This is a genomic window from Bacteroidota bacterium (assembly GCA_020161395.1).
In the GTDB taxonomy this organism is placed as follows: Bacteria; Bacteroidota; Ignavibacteria; order Ignavibacteriales; family Ignavibacteriaceae; genus UTCHB3.
Map to the genome: position 1 here is coordinate 108,433 of JAIUOE010000004.1, position 18,096 is coordinate 126,528.

At 41.0% G+C, this 18,096-nt stretch carries 19 protein-coding genes; 15 read left to right on the plus strand and 4 right to left on the minus strand.

What is annotated here, in order from left to right; genetic code table 11:
• The first annotated feature begins 1 nt into the window (after position 1).
• Genes LCH52_07770 through panC form a run of 3 tightly spaced genes read left to right on the plus strand, consistent with a single transcriptional unit; the run spans position 2 to position 2,423 of the window.
• A complete protein-coding gene (locus LCH52_07770; GenBank protein ID MCA0388377.1) occupies positions 2-709 on the plus strand; it encodes a DUF1573 domain-containing protein in 708 nt (235 codons plus the stop codon).
• A gap of 11 nt (positions 710-720) precedes the next feature.
• A complete protein-coding gene (gene accD / locus LCH52_07775) occupies positions 721-1,569 on the plus strand; it encodes an acetyl-CoA carboxylase, carboxyltransferase subunit beta (protein MCA0388378.1) in 849 nt (282 codons plus the stop codon).
• A 2-nt stretch (positions 1,570-1,571) separates the two neighbouring features.
• Positions 1,572-2,423 carry a pantoate--beta-alanine ligase gene (panC, locus tag LCH52_07780; protein MCA0388379.1) on the plus strand — a complete coding sequence of 284 codons (852 nt, stop codon included), beginning with the start codon at positions 1,572-1,574 and terminating at the stop codon, positions 2,421-2,423.
• Positions 2,424-2,476: 53 nt separating this feature from the next.
• Here panC and LCH52_07785 read toward each other — a convergent pair whose 3' ends face one another.
• The 3 genes from LCH52_07785 to LCH52_07795 are packed head-to-tail and all read right to left on the minus strand — an operon-like array spanning position 2,477 to position 6,690.
• A complete protein-coding gene (locus LCH52_07785; protein ID MCA0388380.1) occupies positions 2,477-3,289 on the minus strand; it encodes a glucosamine-6-phosphate deaminase in 813 nt (270 codons plus the stop codon).
• 17 nt (positions 3,290-3,306) lie between these two features.
• A complete protein-coding gene (locus LCH52_07790; protein MCA0388381.1) occupies positions 3,307-4,920 on the minus strand; it encodes an NFACT RNA binding domain-containing protein in 1,614 nt (537 codons plus the stop codon).
• Between the two features lie 42 nt (positions 4,921-4,962).
• Positions 4,963-6,690 carry a peptide MFS transporter gene (locus LCH52_07795; protein MCA0388382.1) on the minus strand — a complete coding sequence of 576 codons (1,728 nt, stop codon included), beginning with the start codon at positions 6,688-6,690 and terminating at the stop codon, positions 4,963-4,965.
• A gap of 178 nt (positions 6,691-6,868) precedes the next feature.
• Here LCH52_07795 and LCH52_07800 point away from each other — a divergent pair, with 178 nt between their 5' ends.
• From LCH52_07800 to nadB, 12 genes are read left to right on the plus strand one after another with little or no spacing between them, the layout of a single operon-like run.
• Positions 6,869-7,702: a PASTA domain-containing protein gene (locus LCH52_07800; protein ID MCA0388383.1), complete on the plus strand. Its 834-nt coding sequence runs from the start codon at positions 6,869-6,871 to the stop codon at positions 7,700-7,702.
• A complete protein-coding gene (gene rpe, locus LCH52_07805; protein MCA0388384.1) occupies positions 7,702-8,361 on the plus strand; it encodes a ribulose-phosphate 3-epimerase in 660 nt (219 codons plus the stop codon). Before LCH52_07800 ends, rpe begins: the two co-directional genes overlap by 1 nt.
• 8 nt (positions 8,362-8,369) lie before the next feature.
• The gene (gene nagA, locus LCH52_07810; protein MCA0388385.1) at positions 8,370-9,536 is read left to right on the plus strand and encodes an N-acetylglucosamine-6-phosphate deacetylase; all 1,167 of its coding nucleotides are present in this window, start codon (positions 8,370-8,372) and stop codon (positions 9,534-9,536) included.
• 10 nt (positions 9,537-9,546) lie between these two features.
• Positions 9,547-10,338, plus strand: coding sequence for a dihydropteroate synthase (gene folP, locus LCH52_07815; protein MCA0388386.1), 792 nt, complete (start codon positions 9,547-9,549; stop codon positions 10,336-10,338).
• The gene (cdaA, locus tag LCH52_07820) at positions 10,331-11,149 is read left to right on the plus strand and encodes a diadenylate cyclase CdaA (GenBank protein ID MCA0388387.1); all 819 of its coding nucleotides are present in this window, start codon (positions 10,331-10,333) and stop codon (positions 11,147-11,149) included. Before folP ends, cdaA begins: the two co-directional genes overlap by 8 nt.
• Positions 11,146-11,808: a glycosyltransferase family 2 protein gene (locus LCH52_07825; protein MCA0388388.1), complete on the plus strand. Its 663-nt coding sequence runs from the start codon at positions 11,146-11,148 to the stop codon at positions 11,806-11,808. Before cdaA ends, LCH52_07825 begins: the two co-directional genes overlap by 4 nt.
• Position 11,809: 1 nt before the next feature.
• Positions 11,810-12,487 carry a metal-dependent hydrolase gene (locus LCH52_07830; GenBank protein MCA0388389.1) on the plus strand — a complete coding sequence of 226 codons (678 nt, stop codon included), beginning with the start codon at positions 11,810-11,812 and terminating at the stop codon, positions 12,485-12,487.
• Between the two features lie 36 nt (positions 12,488-12,523).
• Complete coding sequence (locus LCH52_07835) at positions 12,524-13,291, plus strand: AAA family ATPase (GenBank protein ID MCA0388390.1); 768 nt, start codon at positions 12,524-12,526, stop codon at positions 13,289-13,291.
• On the plus strand, positions 13,291-14,220 hold the full coding sequence (locus LCH52_07840) for a ParB/RepB/Spo0J family partition protein (protein MCA0388391.1): 930 nt from the start codon (positions 13,291-13,293) through the stop codon (positions 14,218-14,220). Before LCH52_07835 ends, LCH52_07840 begins: the two co-directional genes overlap by 1 nt.
• Positions 14,201-14,734, plus strand: a complete 534-nt coding sequence (locus tag LCH52_07845; GenBank protein ID MCA0388392.1) for a DUF5683 domain-containing protein — start codon at positions 14,201-14,203, stop codon at positions 14,732-14,734. The genes LCH52_07840 and LCH52_07845 overlap by 20 nt, the downstream gene beginning before the upstream one ends.
• A gap of 17 nt (positions 14,735-14,751) precedes the next feature.
• Entirely contained in the window at positions 14,752-15,453 is a 702-nt protein-coding gene (locus LCH52_07850; GenBank protein ID MCA0388393.1) for a hypothetical protein, read from the plus strand.
• 2 nt (positions 15,454-15,455) lie between these two features.
• Positions 15,456-17,084, plus strand: a complete 1,629-nt coding sequence (gene nadB / locus LCH52_07855; GenBank protein ID MCA0388394.1) for an L-aspartate oxidase — start codon at positions 15,456-15,458, stop codon at positions 17,082-17,084.
• Here the strand turns inward: nadB and LCH52_07860 are convergent.
• Positions 17,081-18,019, minus strand: a complete 939-nt coding sequence (locus LCH52_07860; GenBank protein ID MCA0388395.1) for a hypothetical protein — start codon at positions 18,017-18,019, stop codon at positions 17,081-17,083. The genes nadB and LCH52_07860 overlap by 4 nt on opposite strands.
• Positions 18,020-18,096 lie beyond the last annotated feature (77 nt).

Sequence of the window (18,096 nt, forward strand, 5' to 3'; positions counted from 1 at the left end):
TATGATGAAGACCTTTTCTTTTCTCTTGCTTCTTTCGATTGCGGTTTTAGCGCAGTTTCAAGGACCAAAAATATATTCACCTGCGAGCAAATATGACTTTGGGTCTGTTGAAGCCGGTGTTTTAGTAAAACACAAATTTGTGTTGGTAAATAATGGTGATCAAAATCTGGTTATAGATAAAGTAGTTTCTTCCTGCGGTTGCACGGTAGCTGAACCAGAAAAGAAAGAACTGAAACCTTCCGAAACCACTACCGTGGCCGTTGAATTTAACTCAACCGGCAGAACTGGGGACCAGTTAAAAACAATAAGTGTGTTGTCAAATGATGCAAATAACCCTTTGTTTCAGTTTACACTTTCCGGGAAGGTGATAGAAGTTCCTGCTAAAGAACTCGAAGGCGCAAAGATCAAATTTGAAAAATCTCAGCATGATTTCGGTGTCATTAAAGAAGGAATTATCGTTTCGCATGTTTTCAAGTTCTCAAATATTGGAAAAGCGGATCTTGAAATAAAAGACATCAGAACTTCATGTGGTTGCACTGCTGCCGAACCGAGTAAAAAGATATTTAAACCCGGTGAATCGGGAGAATTGAAGGTTTCTTTCGATTCAAAGAACAGAGCGGGGAGAACGAGCAGAACCATCACTCTCGTCACAAATGATAAAACCGAAGAGTATTACACACTTACTATTTATGCAGAAATTACTAATTAGAGATTAAATTTATGGCATGGTTTAAAAGGAAAAAAGATAACATCGCTCCCGAAACAAATCCAAAGGAAAACATGCCTGATGGACTGTGGGAGAAGTGTACCGATTGTGGTGAAATTATGCACAAAAAACAGCTTGAGAATAATCTCTGGACCTGTATAAAGTGTAATTACCATTTCAGAATAGGAAGCGCAGAATATTTTAAATTGCTGCTCGATGAAGGTACCTTCAAGGAGTACGACAAAAAAATGAAATCTGCCGATCCTCTCAAGTTCGAGGATTCAAAAAAATATACTCAAAGAATAGAGAGCACAATCAAAGCCACGGGTCTTCAGGATGCTGTCAGAACCGGTATTGGGAAAATTCTTGGCAAAGAGGTTGTGATCGGTTGTATGGACTTTAAGTTTATTGGTGGCTCCATGGGTTCTGTAGTCGGAGAAAAACTCGCACGGGCTGCGCACAAGGCATTAAAAAACAAATGTCCGCTGATTATTATCAGTTCAAGCGGTGGTGCCAGAATGATGGAAGGAGCTCTTTCATTGATGCAGATGGCAAAAACAAGTGCAAGACTAGCCCAACTGGCAGATGCCAAAATTCCGTACATCTCTGTTGTAACTGATCCTACGACAGGTGGAACGACCGCGAGCTATGCAATGCTGGGTGATGTGATTGTGGCGGAACCCAATGCTCTGATTGGTTTTGCCGGTCCAAGAGTAATTAAACAAACAATTGGCAAGGACCTTCCGGCCGGTTTTCAGAAATCCGAGTTTGTTCAGGAGCACGGATTTGTTGATATGATATCACACAGAAAAGAACTCCGTCAGACACTTTCGACAATTTTAGACTTTCTTCAAGTGAGGTAATCATCAGGATCGTCAACCACATAAAGGAAATGCAGGCAATCTCCTCCGCTCTGACAAAGGAGGGGAAGTCTATTGGTTTTGTTCCAACCATGGGTTATTTGCACAGCGGGCATATGTCACTTGTGCAAAAATCAAAGGCAGAAAATTCTGTCACGGTTGTATCCATTTTTGTAAATCCGACACAGTTTGGTCCAAATGAAGACCTCTCCAAATATCCCCGGGATTTCAAGAAAGATGAGTCACTTTTGAACGAAGCGGGTGTAGATTTTGTATTTTATCCCGAAAGTTCTGAGATATACCCGGATGGTTTCGAAACATTTGTGGTCCAGGAAAAGATATCCTCCCGGCTTGAAGGGGAGTTCCGGCCGACTCATTTCAGAGGAGTTACCACTATTGTCTCAATCCTGTTTAACGCCGTAAAACCCCACCGGGCATATTTTGGTCAGAAAGATGCCCAACAGTGCGCTGTTCTAAACAGAATGGTAAAAGATCTGGCTATCGATCTTGAGATGATAATATGTCCAATTGTGCGCGAACCCGACGGACTTGCTATGAGTTCGAGGAATGTTTATTTGTCGGAAACCGAACGGCAAGATGCTTTGGTGTTATCACGATCTTTAAAATTGGCTTCTGAATTAATTTCGGGAGGGGAGACTTCAGTATCAAAAATTAAAGAAAATGCAACCTCACTTTACGCCAAGGTTGAGTCTGCATCTCTTGACTACTTTGAGATTGTGGAATTTGATTCTTGTCAATCCGCAGAAAAACTGGGTAAAGGCAAAAAATATTTTATTCTCGTTGCCTGTAGGATCGGGAAAACAAGATTGATTGACAACTACCTGATACAGGTATAAAGAAAGAGGGCTAATCCATTCAAAATAAACGGGTTAGCCCTGAATAGCTAAAGTCAGATCAATTGTGTTTTTGGATCAAGATTTTGCGCTTCAATATCTTTGAAATAGTTAACAGTTCCAACTTTCAACTCCACAGTTGAAGCTTCATCACACACGATCGTACTTTTCGGGTGCAGTTGCAGTGCACTGACGGTCCACATGTGATTCACTCCCTCTTCCACAACTTTCGCCAATGCTCTCGCCTTGGCATGTCCTGAAATGATCACAAGTACTTCTTCTGAATCCAGTACGGTTTTTACACCAACTGTAAGAGCAGTTTTTGGCACTTTGTCGACATCATTATCGAAGAAACGACTGTTCGCGATAATTGTATCCATGGTGAGGGTTTTAACTCTCGTCAGTGACCCGAGTGAAGATGCCGGTTCGTTGAAAGCAATATGCCCGTCCGGACCGATACCTCCTACAAAAAGCATTATCCCGCCTGCTGCATTAATCTTGCTCTCGTACAAATTGCACTCTTCCTCAAGATCATCAGCATTACCATTAAGTATATTGATGTTTTCAGGATCAATATCTATGTGATTGAAAAAGTTTGAATGCATGAAATGATGATAACTTTCAGGATGATTTTCCGGCAAGCCTACATATTCATCCATGTTGAAAGTAACTACATGCTTGAATGATACATATCCGGATTTGTTCAATTCGATCAGTTTTTTATACATTCCCATTGGGGAGGAACCGGTTGGCAAACCCAGAACAAATTTTCTTCTGTTGTTGGGAGCATATTCCTTGATTCTGGCTGCCACATAATAGGCAACCCACTCAGAAATCCGTTCATAATTTGGTTGAATAATTAGTCTCATTTTTTGATCTCCATTTATTAATCGTTATTCTCCTGCAGAGCATTATCCGGGATTACAGGAGGAACCATAACCACTTCTTCTCTCAGTAACGAAACCTGCCCGGGATTCATACCTTTACGCTTTACAACATATTTTTTTTGTGTAAAACATACCGGAACGAGTTTCGAGTTTTTTGCTTTGCTGTAAAATGCGGCAATTTGAGCAACTTTTTTAATTATTTCTTTTGGTGGTTTTTCTTTGCCACTAAACCGCAGGATTGTATGTGATCCTGATGAGCCTCTTGCGTGAAACCAGTAGTCGGACTGTTTTGCCACATTAAGAGTAAGATAATCGTTATTCTCACTGTCCTTACCAACAAGAACTTCCCACTTGCCGTCAATCAGGAATCTTCTGGCTTTCAGCTCCTCTTTAGAAGCACCACTTCCTTTATCACGATCGGGTGGAAGTCCCTTTTCATAATTTCTTAAATCGTTTAAATCCATATTCTCAAATAATTTAATCTTTGATTCCAAATCTACAATTTTTTGTTTTACCATCACAAGTGACTTTGCGGCAGTCTCAAATTTTAGCCGTTCGCCTCTTGCTTTTTTGAAGTAAAATTCAACATTCTCGTTCACAGAAAGGTCACTTTTTAGTTTTATCTTCACCATTTTTTCCGAATCAAAAAGATTGCTGACTGTCAGCTCTTCTGCTCCTTTGGAGATATCATCGCGGTTTATCATAATAAGATTTGCGAACTGGTCATACATTTCAGCTTTATTTTCTGATGCGAGCACATTCTCAAGGTTTTCCTTTTTCTGAAGATAAAACTGATAATCCTTTCTGATTCGGGTTTCCACCCTTTTTCTTATCTGAATTTCGGAGTCATGTTTTCTAAGATGAGAAATAAACTCCTGCAGAGCGATTACTGTCGTATCAAATGTTTTTATCTTCTCACAGTCGGTCTTGAATGATTCGGGCAACAATACCATTTTTCCTGTCAGACCATCTTTCACCATCACAATTTTATCGTTCAAAACACTGTTGATTTTATTCATAAGCCCGCTACGGGTGTAAGGTCCGGGTAAAACCTGGATTTCTCTAAGCAAATCGTTTCCCAGAAAGGGGAGAGTCTTTTTTACAGCCGTTATATCAGGATAAGAATCCGTTTCCGGTAACGCATCCGGATCATTGGGAGAGATGAATGTAAGCCCCTTGCTGTTCTCAAACCAGGAGTTTGAGCTGTCTGTTTTTTTTACCGAAAAATGCAAGTTTGAATCAGAATCAAGAAAGAAAAGATTGGTTCTCACACCTTTAAGAGAGATTACCACAAATCCTGATTCGAGAATCAGCATCAAATCCCTCTCTCCGCGGGCAATCTTTACATCTCTGATTTTTTGCGGAATGTAGTCTTTGAAAAAGTAAACCAGATTCTTACCGGCAGGTTTAAAGTATTTTCTTTTCAGAAGGTAAGGGGAGTTGGGGACTGTCGAAAATTCAAGGATTATATTCTCATCAGAATGGAGATATTCACCTGTCGTAATGTGAAAAATATCCTTTTCCTGAGAGTGGATTGAGATTAGGGATTTTCCTTTTATTTCCGGAAGAATTTCAAGTAAAAATCGTTTTAGAAAAAAATAACTGTTGTACATGGCAAAAAAAGAGGCTGCCTCAAAGGACAGCCTCCATAAAATTTATGAGTGCTGTGAAATTACTCTTCGTAACCATTTTATCATCAGGAAGATTGCCAAAGCAGCAAATCCTGCAGCGATAAAGTTAATCAGGAAGAAATAAACTTTGTTGTCGAAACTGGTCCAAAGGCCTGAAATCACACCGGAAAGTTTATTACCAATTGAGGTGGAAAGAAACCATCCACCCATCATCAGAGCGGTAAACCGTGGAGGTGAAACCTTTGAAACGAGAGAGAGACCCATTGGACTCAGACACAATTCACCGATTGTGATGACAAAATAAGTACCAACAAGCCAGGCAGCAGAACTCTTTACACTTCCATTTTCTGAAAAGATAACAGCACCGATCATCACGATGGTTGAAACAGCAGTGATAAACAATCCCCATCCGATTTTACCTGCTGTGGAAGGTTCCTTGCCCCGTTTGCGGAGAAGAGAGAAAAATGAAACAACGACAGGGGTCAGGAGAACAACCCAGAAAGGATTGATTGACTGAAAAATTTCGGTCGAAAGAATGATGTAAGCCTCATTTTCAGGGACTTTCGCTTTATCTTCCTGAGACATGTTTCCAAAATAGGATCCATGACCTTTTGTCACTTTTGCTCCGGTAGTGTCAACGGATAGAGTGGTTTTTTCACCGGCAGAAGTTTTGTAGTAAATTTTTGAAGGTTCCTTGCCTGTGGTTATCAGCAAAACAGGAACTTCGGTAGTTTTACCGGCTTTCTCGACTATGAGCACATTTTTATACTTTTCTTCCGTTAATCCGAGTGGAGAAACTACTGATTCAACTACTGTGGGAAGTTGACGGTTGGTGTAATCTCTTGCCCAAACTGTCAGAGCTGCTCCATTCTGATGGAAAATAGCCCAAAAGACTATAACCACACCAAAAATGGAAAGAAGTGCGGCAATTGACTCCTTGTCCTCTTTAGCTGCACGGAACCACAGACTGAAATAAAACAATACAATGGGTATGCTCGCAAAAATAAATGCATCAGTAGCAGGGGAGCCAAACAGCGGTTTTCCGAAAGCAATTGTCGGAAGCATATAACCGATTATGGCTGTAACTATAGCCGGCAAAAAGACATAAAGGAATATGGATGCGAGTGACTGATCACCCTGTTGAGCAGGTTTTTTAATGTCGGCTTCGCGAACATGCTTCAGACCCGACATGAACCAGATAACCCCGATGATCATTCCGATACCGGCTCCGGCAAACGCAAATCCCCACCCAAATTCATTTCTCAGGTAGGCAGCAACAAAGTTACATACAAATGCTCCTATATTGATTCCCATATAGAAGATGTTGTATCCGGTATCTTTGAGAATTTTGTATTTTTCCTGTGAATAAAGATTGCCAACAAGTGTGGAGATATTTGGTTTAAAGAAACCGTTCCCAAAGATTACGAGAAAAAGTGAGGGCCATAAAAAGGTATCGCCGGGTATGGCGAGTCCAAAATAACCGAGCGCCATCAATATTCCGCCGAAAACAATAGATTTTATATAGCCAAACACTCTGTCAGCCAGCAATCCTCCTAAAAACGGGGTTAAATAAACCAAAGCAATATATGTACCGTAAATATCGGAAGCCATTTCGGTTGAATATCCCAATCCCTTGGGGGCAAAATCAGTCATGTAAAGGAAAAAGATTCCTAACATTAAATAGTAGCCGAATCTTTCCCACAATTCAGTGAAGAAGAGAACCGGAAGTCCGGAAGGGTGATTTTTGAACATAAGATACCTTTTACGATTATTAAGGATAATCAGTTAACTAAAAGTGAAAGAAAAATGAAGTGATAATAAACTTAAAATTGTAAGTAGGCAAATTACGAAACTGCGACTTAATTTCTCTAATTCATTTTTTTGTGATAAATTTCATGTTTAAAACAAAAATTTCACTAAAACAGATTTGATGAAAAAAACTCGCAAAATCACACTTTTACTAAGAGCATCCTACATTGTTCTCGGTTTGTTTATTTCTCTTTTTGCAATAGATAAAATAATCATGCCATTCTATGTCTCCGGCGATGAAGTAAAAGTTCCAAATGTTGTCGGACTGGACAAGCAACGGGCTCTCGATATTTTGGACTCGATCGATTTAAACTACTCAGTTTCAAATGTGATCGAAGTATCAGATCCCACAAAAGATGGTAAAATTCTTCAGCAGAAACCGGTTAATGGTAAAATTGTCAAAGAGGGAAGAGTAATTTTACTGTGGGTGGGAAGCTATAGAGGCAGCGGTCCAAATGATAACCGGCAGACTGTTGAGGTTCCCGATCTGATTGGAAAAACATACGCAGAAGCTGAACAGATTTTGCTTTCCTCAAACCTGCTTCTCAGACTGATAAACAAAGTCTCGGAACCCGACCTGCAGGCCCTCGTTCTCGAGCAGAGCCGTAAACCGGGTGAAAAAGTTCCTGAGGGTTCTTCGATTTACATCAGAATTGATATGCCGGGTGAAATTATTGTTGATACACTCGATTTTAAATCAACCGAGGAGGATCAGAGTACCGACATAGATATGGTGACCATGCCCGGATTAAAGAAATTGTCGAAGCAGGAAGCAATAAAACAACTTACCGATCTCGGACTAAAAGTTGGTACCATAAAAGAGGTCGTTTCACCTGACCATCTTCCAGGATCTGTGATCAGCCAAAGCATCAGCCCCGGAATTAAAGTGAAGAAGGGTGAGGTAGTCGATCTCGAAGTTTCGGCATCAAATTCTGATGAGGAGATTATCCAGTGATACGAAAGATTTTGGCGCCCTCAATTTTATCCGCTGATTTTACCAATCTTGAAAAACAGATTAAAATTGTTGAAAATGGCGGTGCCGGTTTCATTCATTGTGACATCATGGATGGAAAATTTGTGCCAAACCTTACTTTTGGAAGTATCATCGTTGAAGCTGTTCGTCGAGTAACGGAACTTCCGATAGATGTCCATCTGATGGTAGAGGATCCGGACTCCCTGATTCCCGGTTTTATAAAAGCGGGTGCTGATTTCATTACTGTGCATCAGGAAGAAGTTGTTCACCTCGACAGAACATTAAATCGCATCAAAGAATACGGAGCGAAAGCCGGTGTTGCCATTAATCCTGCAACTCCGGTTGAAACACTCTCCGAGGTCTTGAATCTGGCAGACCTTATTCTTGTAATGTCGGTAAATCCGGGGTTCGGTGGGCAAAAGTTTATTCCTAATGCTCTTAAGAAGATAAAGAAGCTTGCCGCTCTGAAAAATGAGAACGGTTACGACTATCTGATTGAGGTGGATGGTGGAGTAAATCAGGAGAATATCAAAGAAATTTCAAGCGCAGGTTGTGAAGTATTCGTAGCAGGGTCATCGATTTACAACGCAAAGAATATTAAAGAGTCAATGAATAATTTTTTAAAGATTTTAAATAGTTGAGGTAAACTGTGAAATTAGCACTAATCGGCGGAGAGATAATCACTCCCTTCCGTATCGTTAAAAACGGCACTATAGTTATGCAGGATGGACAGATATCTGACATCGGAAAAGCCTCGGATGTAAGAATTCCAGATGAATGCGAAGTGATTGATGTAAGCGGGAACATTGTAACTCCCGGTTTTGTCGATCTCCTTGTTCATGGTGGTGGTGGAAAAGGTTTTGCCGATGAAGATCCTTCTAGCATCGGTATAGTTGCTGATTATTTTATTCGTCATGGATCAACCACGGTTCTGGCTTCACTCTATGCAAAACCAAAAGATCAACTTTTAGCTGATTTAAGGAGGATTGCTGATTACATTCATGCCAACCCTGATTCGAATATCATAGGAATCCACATGGAAGGACCATACCTCAACCCTGTATTAAAGGGTGCCATGAACGAGGAATACCTTTGGACTCCATCAGTCGAATCATGGGATGAAATGTGGGAGGCTTCCCGCGGGCTTATAAAAATAATGACAATTGCCCCTGAACTTGAAGGATCACTTCAGGTAATGCGGGCTGCTGCTTTAAAGGGTGTCGTCCTTTCAATCGGACACTCGACAGCCAACTATGAAACCATTGAGCTTGCCATTGATCACGGCGCTGCACATGTTACCCACATGTTTAACGCCATGACTCCGTTGCACCACAGAAATCCCGGGGTGGTATTGGGTGCGATGTTGCGAAATGAATTGAAAATAGAGCTGATAGCAGATACACTTCATGTTCACCCTGCGGTTATGGAATTGCTGCTCAAGCTAAAGGGATCGAACGGGATTATCCTGATAACAGATTCCATTCGCGCCGGTGGAATGCACGAGGGTGAGTATGAATTTGCAGATCAGAAAGTTTACATGAAAGGCAGCAAGGCATTTTTGTCTGACGGCACTCTCGCAGGAAGTACGCTTACCTTAAATCGTGCGATCAAAAACATGATTAAAAAAGCTAATGCAAAAGTGACTGAATCTGTCAGAATGGCTTCATTGAATGGCGCAAAGGTTCTGAACATTGAAGACAGAAAAGGTATCCTCGCTGTAGGAAAAGACGCAGATATTGTAGTGATGAATGATGAGTTTGAAGTGGAAATGACAATTCATCAGGGAAATATCAAATATAAGAGAATGCTGGACTAACCTGAGTATCGTGACAAATTTGAAGATTGCAGGAATTGTCAATGTAACACCTGATTCTTTTTCAGATGGCGGACTTTATTTTTCCGCTGTAGATGCCATTCGCTATTCGCTCGAAGTTTTGCACCGGGGTGTGGACATCATCGATATAGGTGGTGAGTCGACGCGGCCCGGTGCAGAAGAAGTAACTGCCGGGGAAGAAATCAGACGGACGATTCCTGTAATTAAAGGGATCCTCAGGGAAATACCTGATGCAGCAATCTCAATTGATACATACAAAAGTGAAGTTGCCAAAGCTGCGCTCGATGAGGGCGTAACATTCGTCAACGACATAAGCGGAGGCACTTTTGATGCAGAAATGTGGAAGGTTGTTGCGGGTTCCAAGGCAAAATATATTTTGATGCATACACCCGGGAGACCTTCGGTAATGCAGCAAATGACCACCTACAGTGATGTTGTGAATGATGTGAAAGGCTGGCTTTTATCAAGAGCAAAAGAAGCTGAAGGTGAAGGAATCAGTGAAGTGATAATCGATCCGGGTATTGGTTTTGGCAAGACAGTCGAGCAAAATCTCCAAATTATCTCGAACATTGATAAGTTCACGAATAACGGCTTTGATGTTTTAGTTGGTCTCTCAAGGAAATCCTTCATCGGAAAATATCTGAATCTTGATACCTCTGAGCGGGATTTCCCATCTGCAATATATGAATTCTTCGTTGCGCTAAAAGGAGTTCGGTATATAAGGACACACAATATCGAAAACGCTCTGAAATACAGGAGAATGTTGGAGAGTCTGAATGTTTGATCTTTTCCAAATCGGGTTCGTTACTTTCAGATTCCTCGATTTACTTGATATTGTCATTGTTGCGGCGATTATTTATAACATTTACAAACTTCTTCGTGGAACAATCGCCAGTCAAATTCTATTTGGTCTGGTAATAATTCTTGTACTCTTCCTGATCTCACAAGCCCTTAATCTAAAAGCTGTAAGCATCATCCTTAAGGTTATTACCGATATCTGGCTGATCGCTTTTATTATTCTTTTCCAACCCGAGATAAGGCGTTTTTTGGCATCACTCGCTTCGAATCCGTTGTTTCAGGCATTCAGAAGAGATAAAAACAATCCGGGACTTGTAGAAGTACTAACCAATGCTGCGATTGCTCTGTCAAATGTCGGTCACGGTGCTTTGATCATTGTCGAGAAAGAGAATGATCTCAGACAGCTTATTGAAAGTGGAACTGAAGTTAATGCGAAGGTTTCGACAATGCTTCTACGGTCGATATTTGTTCCAGGCTCGCCGCTCCACGATGGAGCAGTAGTTGTTCGTGATGATGTAATAGTTGCTGCACGATGCTCAATCCCGTTTTCGAAGGAGGAACATTTCAGTGAAGAAGGTACCGGGATGAGGCATAAAGCGGGCTTGACACATTCTGCGGAATACGATTCGCTTGTAATTATCGTTTCGGAGGAAACAAGGACCATCTCCGTTGCTCTAAATGGAACACTGACCCGCGGACTGACCAGAGAGTCGCTCACAAATATTCTTAAAAAATCACTAATTAAAGAAGAATCGACAAAAGATACCTTACTTAGACGGGTTTTCTCAAGAAAATGAGCTACTGCGTTGTCATCCCTTTCTTTAACGAAAAACGCTTCATTTTCGAAGTGGTGAAACAATCACTCGAATATTCACCGGTAGTTATAGCTGTGGATGACGGCTCCACTGACGGAAGTGCAGAGCTTATCGGGGGAATGGAGGGTGTGGAGATATTAAGAATCGAACCAAATTCGGGCAAGGGAAACGCTCTTGTTACAGGATTTAAGTCAGCTTTGGAAAGAGGTTTCAAAAAAATAATTACATTGGACGGTGATTTGCAACATCCGCCAAAATACATTCCGTATTTTCTCGCTGAATTGGAGAATTTTGATTTTGTGATCGGGAAGCGGAAAATCAGACCGGGCATTATGCCCATCTCAAGAGTTATAAGTAATTCTGTCTCTTCATTTTTGCTGTCAAGGAAAACCGGTGTCAGAATAATTGACAGTCAGTCCGGTTTCCGTGGAATAAGAGCAAGTCTGCTAAAGGAAATAATTCCTGCTGAAAAAGGTTATATTGCCGAAACGGAAATGATAATAAGAGCAGCAAAAAAACAGGCTTCATTTGGATGGGTTGATATTCCGACAATTTATGGGGAAGAAAAAAGTAAAATGAAAAATATGGAAACAACTGTTAAATTTGTGAGTCAAATACTCAAACCTTTGAAAGATTACTAAAATGAAACTGCGATTTTTTGGGCATTCTGCATGCCTCTTTACCACCACAAATGGCATCCGGATACTTATCGACCCGTTTTTGGACGGAAATCCCGTTTCACCGGTGAAAGCTGATGAAGTTGATGCCGAATATATCATTTTAACACATGCTCACGGTGACCATGTAGGTGACACCGTTTCAATCGCCAAACGATGTAATGCAACCGTAATCTGCGTTTTCGAGCTTGGAAATATTCTCGCGGAAGAGGGATTGAAAGTCCACACAATGCATATTGGTGGCGGGTTCAATTTTGAATTTGGCAGGGTAAAGTTTACAATTGCCCATCATGGAAGTTCTTATCCTGATGGAAGATATGGTGGCAACCCTGTTGGTGTGATTCTCACCGCTGATGGTTTAACAGTCTATCACACCGGTGACACAGGATTGTTTAGTGACATGAAACTTATCGGTGAATTGAATAAAATTGATTACATGTTACTCCCGATTGGTGATAATTACACGATGGGAATCGATGATGCGGTAGTGGCAGTAGAATTTGCCGATCCAAAAGTGGCAATACCCCTCCACTTCAACACATTTCCCGTGATCGAAAATGATCCCGAAGATTTTAAACGAAAACTTGAATCTGTAAACAAAAATTGTACGATTCTCAAATTTGGAGAAGAAATATCTTTATGACAGATTCAGAAGATATCAGGAACAGAAGTAAAAATTATGCATGGTAAAATAATATCCGTGGCGAATCAGAAGGGTGGAGTGGGGAAGACGACCACTGCAATCAACCTTTCTGCTTCGCTCGCGGTTGCTGAAAAGAAAATATTAGTTATAGATATTGACCCTCAAGGGAATTCATCATCAGGTTTGAGTTTCCCCAACACTCAACCTTCCATCTATGACCTGCTCGTCGGGTCTGTCGGTTTTTCCGACACAATTGTTAAAGAAGTGATACCTTTCCTCGATCTGATCCCGGCAACAATAGATCTTGTTGGCGCTGAAATTGAATTACTTGAGATGGAGAGAAGAGAATTCATCCTAAAAGAGCGAATTAAGGAAGCAAAGTCAAAATACGATTATATCTTCATCGACTGCCCTCCGACGCTCGGAATCCTTACTTTGAACGCGCTTGCAGCGAGTGATTCAGTACTTATCCCTGTCCAGTGCGAGTATTTTGCTCTTGAAGGACTTGGTCAACTGCTTAGAACAATTGCTTTGGTGAAGGAACGGTTCAACAAACATTTGACAATCGAGGGAGTTTTGCTTACCATGTATGATTCAAGGTTGAAACTCTCCGAACAGGTGGCTGAGGAAGTACGAAAATATTTCGAAGACAAAGTTTTTACTACAAAAATTCACAGAAATGTCAGGGTTTCAGAGGCACCAAGTTTTGGAAAACCTGTTCTGATGTACGATGCACTTTCAAATGGTGCAAAAAACTACATCGAACTGGCTCAGGAATTTTTGGGAAGGAACAGTAAAAGGTGATGAGTAAAGGAAAAACCGGCCTCGGCAGAGGGCTCGAAGCATTGATGGGGAATAGAAATGGTGAGAATTATCAGACTCAGGAAGTGGAGAGAAAGGAAACGCAGACGGCTGATTCGATTGTGAAATTGCCAATTATGCAGATTAGACCGAATCCTTTTCAGCCCCGAACAAATTTTGACCGCCAGTCTCTTGAAGATCTGAAGAAATCGATTCAGTCCAATGGACTGATCCAGCCGGTTACAGTAAGAAATGTCGGCAAGAACAGCTATGAACTGATTTCAGGTGAGCGTCGTTTACGAGCTTTCAGGGAATTGGGGCTCTCAGAGATTCCTGCTTATATAATGGAAGTCTCCTCTGACGAGGTTATGCTTGCCATGGCACTCATTGAAAATATTCAGAGAGAACGGCTCAACCCGATTGAGGAAGGTTTGGCATATAAAAGACTTATGGAAGAGTGCGACCTCACACAGGAGGAAATTGCTGAACGGGTCGGCAAGAACAGATCCACTGTCGCAAATTCAATAAGACTGCTCAAACTCCCCGACAAAATACAGCAGTCGTTAATTGAAGACGAAATTACAGTCGGACACGCACGGGCGTTGATCAATCTTCCGGGTGAATCTCTCCAGCTTCATGCTTTTGACAAAATTAAGGACGAGGGACTTTCTGTAAGGAAAGTGGAAGAGCTCGTAAAAAAGATGTCAAAGCCTTCTTCACCCAAATTGACAAGGCTTCCTGAAAAGCCAAAACCGAGAAATACAGCGGCTTTAAATTCAATTGAGGACTACCTGCGGAAATTGCTTGCGACAAAAATAACCTGCACACAAAAACCTGACGGCACGGGAGATATTGTAATCCAGTTTTATTCAAATGATGAGCTTGACAGGCTGATCGAACTTTTTGAGATAATTGAAAAAAATCATATATAGCCTCACAGGTTTTATACTCCTGCTCTCAGTAAGCCTTTCAGGGCAGGGGATTGACACAACCAAGACTGACTCCACATCTTTGAATAAAGGAGTTCCGGGTATTGTGATGGATACTGTTGGAAACTCTGATATTTATGTGCCCACTAAAAATCCAATGACTGCGGTTTGGAAAAGTGCGATTCTGCCCGGGTGGGGACAGTACTACAACGAGTCTTACTGGAAGATCCCTGTCTTCTGGGGAGTCTTTGGCTGGCTTGCGTATAACTATGTAATTAACAACAATAACTACTCTGATTACAAGAGCCTCTATGTTCAGTCAGGTTTTTCTATCGAGAGTTATCGCCGTTTAAGGGATTTTTATCGCGATCAAAGAGATTTATTTGTTATTTATATTGGAATTGCTTATTTAGCCAACCTGCTTGACGCATATGTTGATGCGAGTTTATTCGATTTTGATGTATCGGAAAATTTCAATACAGGCAGTAAACAGCTAAATTTCAAATTTAAGTTTTGATCAATATGATCCCTGCTATGACAATCTGTCCCGGGTGCGGGACGGAAAATTCGCGATTCAACCATGATTGTACAGATTGTGGAAACATTCTCCGCGACAGAGTTGCCAACATCGACTTGTGGGAAACACTATCCGGAATCATCGATCACCCCGGCGAAACATTCGATAAAATAATCTTCGCTGAGAATAAAAATTTTACTTCCTTTTTCGTGGTTTTTGCAGTCATGAAGTATTTTTTTCTCACCTTGCTTTTCTCATTCCACTTCAATGAATATCAGTTTGACAAAGTACTGATGCTTTATTTCCAGTATCTTCTGCTACTGAGTGTATTTCTAATTTTGCCGTTGATCATTCTTAAAACAGGAAATTTCCGTGCCCTGAAACTGAAATGGAGGGATTTGATGGCGGGTGTCAGTTATTCATATTCTCCCGTTGCAATGAGTGCCTTACTTCTTATATTTTTTGAATTCATAATTTACGGGGGTTTCCTGTTTAACAAACAACCTTCTCCTCTCGACTTTAAGCAATCATTCGGAGTCATGTTTATCTTGCTGGAGGTAGTTTTTATTGGTTGGACTCTTGCTCTGAATACGGCTTTATTTCACAGATTTGGAATTAAGAGGATAACGGCACTTGTCATCTCGTTTTTGATGATGTCAGGTTATTCTCTAATTTGTTTTCTGACAATTAATTATTTGAATTTCAATCAGGCAGGTTAATAATGAATTTCAAAACTGATGTTTTGGTAATAGGAAGTGGAATTGCGGGTCTTTACAGCGCCATAAAAATTTCTGAATTTGCTGAAGTAATATTAGTTACCAAAAAAGATAAAAGTGAATCCAATACAAACTACGCTCAAGGTGGTATTGCGTCTGTTCTTGACCCCAATGATTCATTTGAGAACCACATCAAGGATACACTGATAGCAGGTGCGGGACTTTGTGATAGAAAAACCGTTGAGATACTTGTTAAAGAGGGTCCCGAAAGAATAATGGAACTTGTAGAAATCGGAACCGGATTTACTCTGAAGGATGGAAAGCTTGACCTTGTCAGAGAGGGCGGACACTCATTCAGCAGGATTGTTCATGCAAAGGATCTCACAGGAAAAGAGGTTGAGAGAGCTTTAATTGAAAAAGCAGCAAATACCCCGAATATTAAAATTATCGAGAACACCCTTGCGATCGATCTTATTACAGAACATAATGTTACGAATTTACGACATCTCCCTATCAGCAGCAGACACTGTTGGGGAGCTTATGTTTTAGAGAACAGTTCCGGTAAAGTAATTAAAATCACCTCAAAAGCTACAATTCTTGCAACCGGCGGAATTGGTCAGGTTTATTTTCATACAACGAATCCTTCAATCGCTACCGGTGACGGTTTTGCAATGGCTTACAGGGCCGGTGCGAAAATGGGCAACATGGAATTCATTCAGTTTCATCCAACTTCTTTTTATGATCCGAAACCTGACAACAAAGCTACTCACTCCTTTTTGATCTCGGAAGCCGTAAGAGGTTTTGGTGGAATCTTGAGGAACGGTTCGGGTGATGCATTCATGCACAGGTATGATCCGAGGAAGGAACTTGCTCCCAGGGACATCGTTGCCAGAGCTATCGATACCGAGATGAAAAAGAAGGGAGAGGATTTTGTCTACCTCGATATCACACACAAAGAGAAGTCTCAAATTCTCGATCATTTTCCTAACATCTATCAGAACTGTCTAAATCGGGGAGTCGACATCACCAGTGACTACATTCCGGTGGTTCCCGCAGCGCATTATATCTGCGGGGGTGTATGTGTGGATGAATATTCCAGGACAACCCTAACCGGGTTGTATGCTGTGGGTGAAGTGTCGATGACCGGAGTACACGGGGCAAACCGTTTAGCGAGCAATTCTCTTCTTGAGGCATTGGTATTCGCTCAAAGGGCAGCAAATGATATCAGAAAAAACATTAATGATTTTCCCGGATGTGCAGAGCATATTCCTGATTGGGATGATTCGGGTACGCTGACTGCTGATGAAAAGGTTCTGATTACACACGGTGCAAGGGAGTTGAAACAACTGATGTCAGATTATGTTGGAATCGTACGGTCAAATCTTCGGCTCGATTTTGCTTCAAGAAGGATCAACCTTCTCTACAACGAAATTGAGGAGTTTTACAAGAAGACAAAAGTTTTTGATTCCCTGATCGAGTTGAGAAATCTCGTAACTTCGGGGTACCTGGTTGTTAAGTCTGCTGTGCTTCGAAAAGAGAGCAGGGGACTGCACTACACACTCGATTATCCATTAACGGATGAAACAAGACCACCTGAGAATACGATAATTCAAAATACTTATCAGAAGTCTTAGGAACCGTTACCTGACCAGTCATCAGGATTTTGGAGATATTTGAGAATAATGCCGTATCGAAGTCCGGTTACTGAAACAAAAGTACCTGTAAGTCCCGTTTTTTTCAATATTGTTTTTAGAACTATCGCACCGGCAGCGAGAAGGTCTTCCCGTCCTTTTACTATTTTTCCGAATTTACCATAATCACTAAACGGAATTTTGTGGAGACTTTTCAGCACTTCATCAATGTTTTCAATTGTTAGAAATTGCTTGTGAATCTTCTCTCCATAGAATTCAGGATATTTTTTGTATAGGGAGAAAATGGTTGTAGGTGTTCCTGCGATTGAGATCGCTTTCGCAGGAAGCTGATCTATTTTTGTTAATTCATCAAAGAAATTATCACAAAATTGTTCCAGCATCTCACTATTTTCTGAGGTTACCATCCCTTCACCAAGGAAATTCTCTCGTAGTGTTACGACACCTATGCTAAAACTTTTTTGAAATATCAGATTGTTTCCTTCCTTACAGGTTACTTCACTACTGCCACCTCCGATGTCGATAACAACTATCCTTTCATTTCTGTCAAAATCAGCAGTTGCCCCCAGATACGAACAGTCAGCTTCAAGATCACCGGAGATTATGTTAAGTTCAATTCCGGATGCTTCATACACCCGTCGAATCACTTCATCGCTGTTCTTCGCAATCCTGAAAACATTTGTGCCACAGGCGATGATTTTTGTGACGCCATTTTCATCGCACTCCCTCCTGTAAGAGGAATAGATGTTGCACAGTTCAATAATCTTCTCCTCTTTGATCAAGCCTGATTTAAAAACATCCTCACCCATACGGGGCATCTTGTGAATTTCCTTCACCACTTTGAGGTTTTTCCCTGAATCTGTTGAAGCGATAAGTAAAAGAACTGTATTTGTACCGGTGTCAATTGAGGCAATATTCATAAGATTTTATTATTTTGTGTTTTCAGAATATCTAAATTATTATGGATATGCAATTTATTAACTTTTCCTGAAGTTTT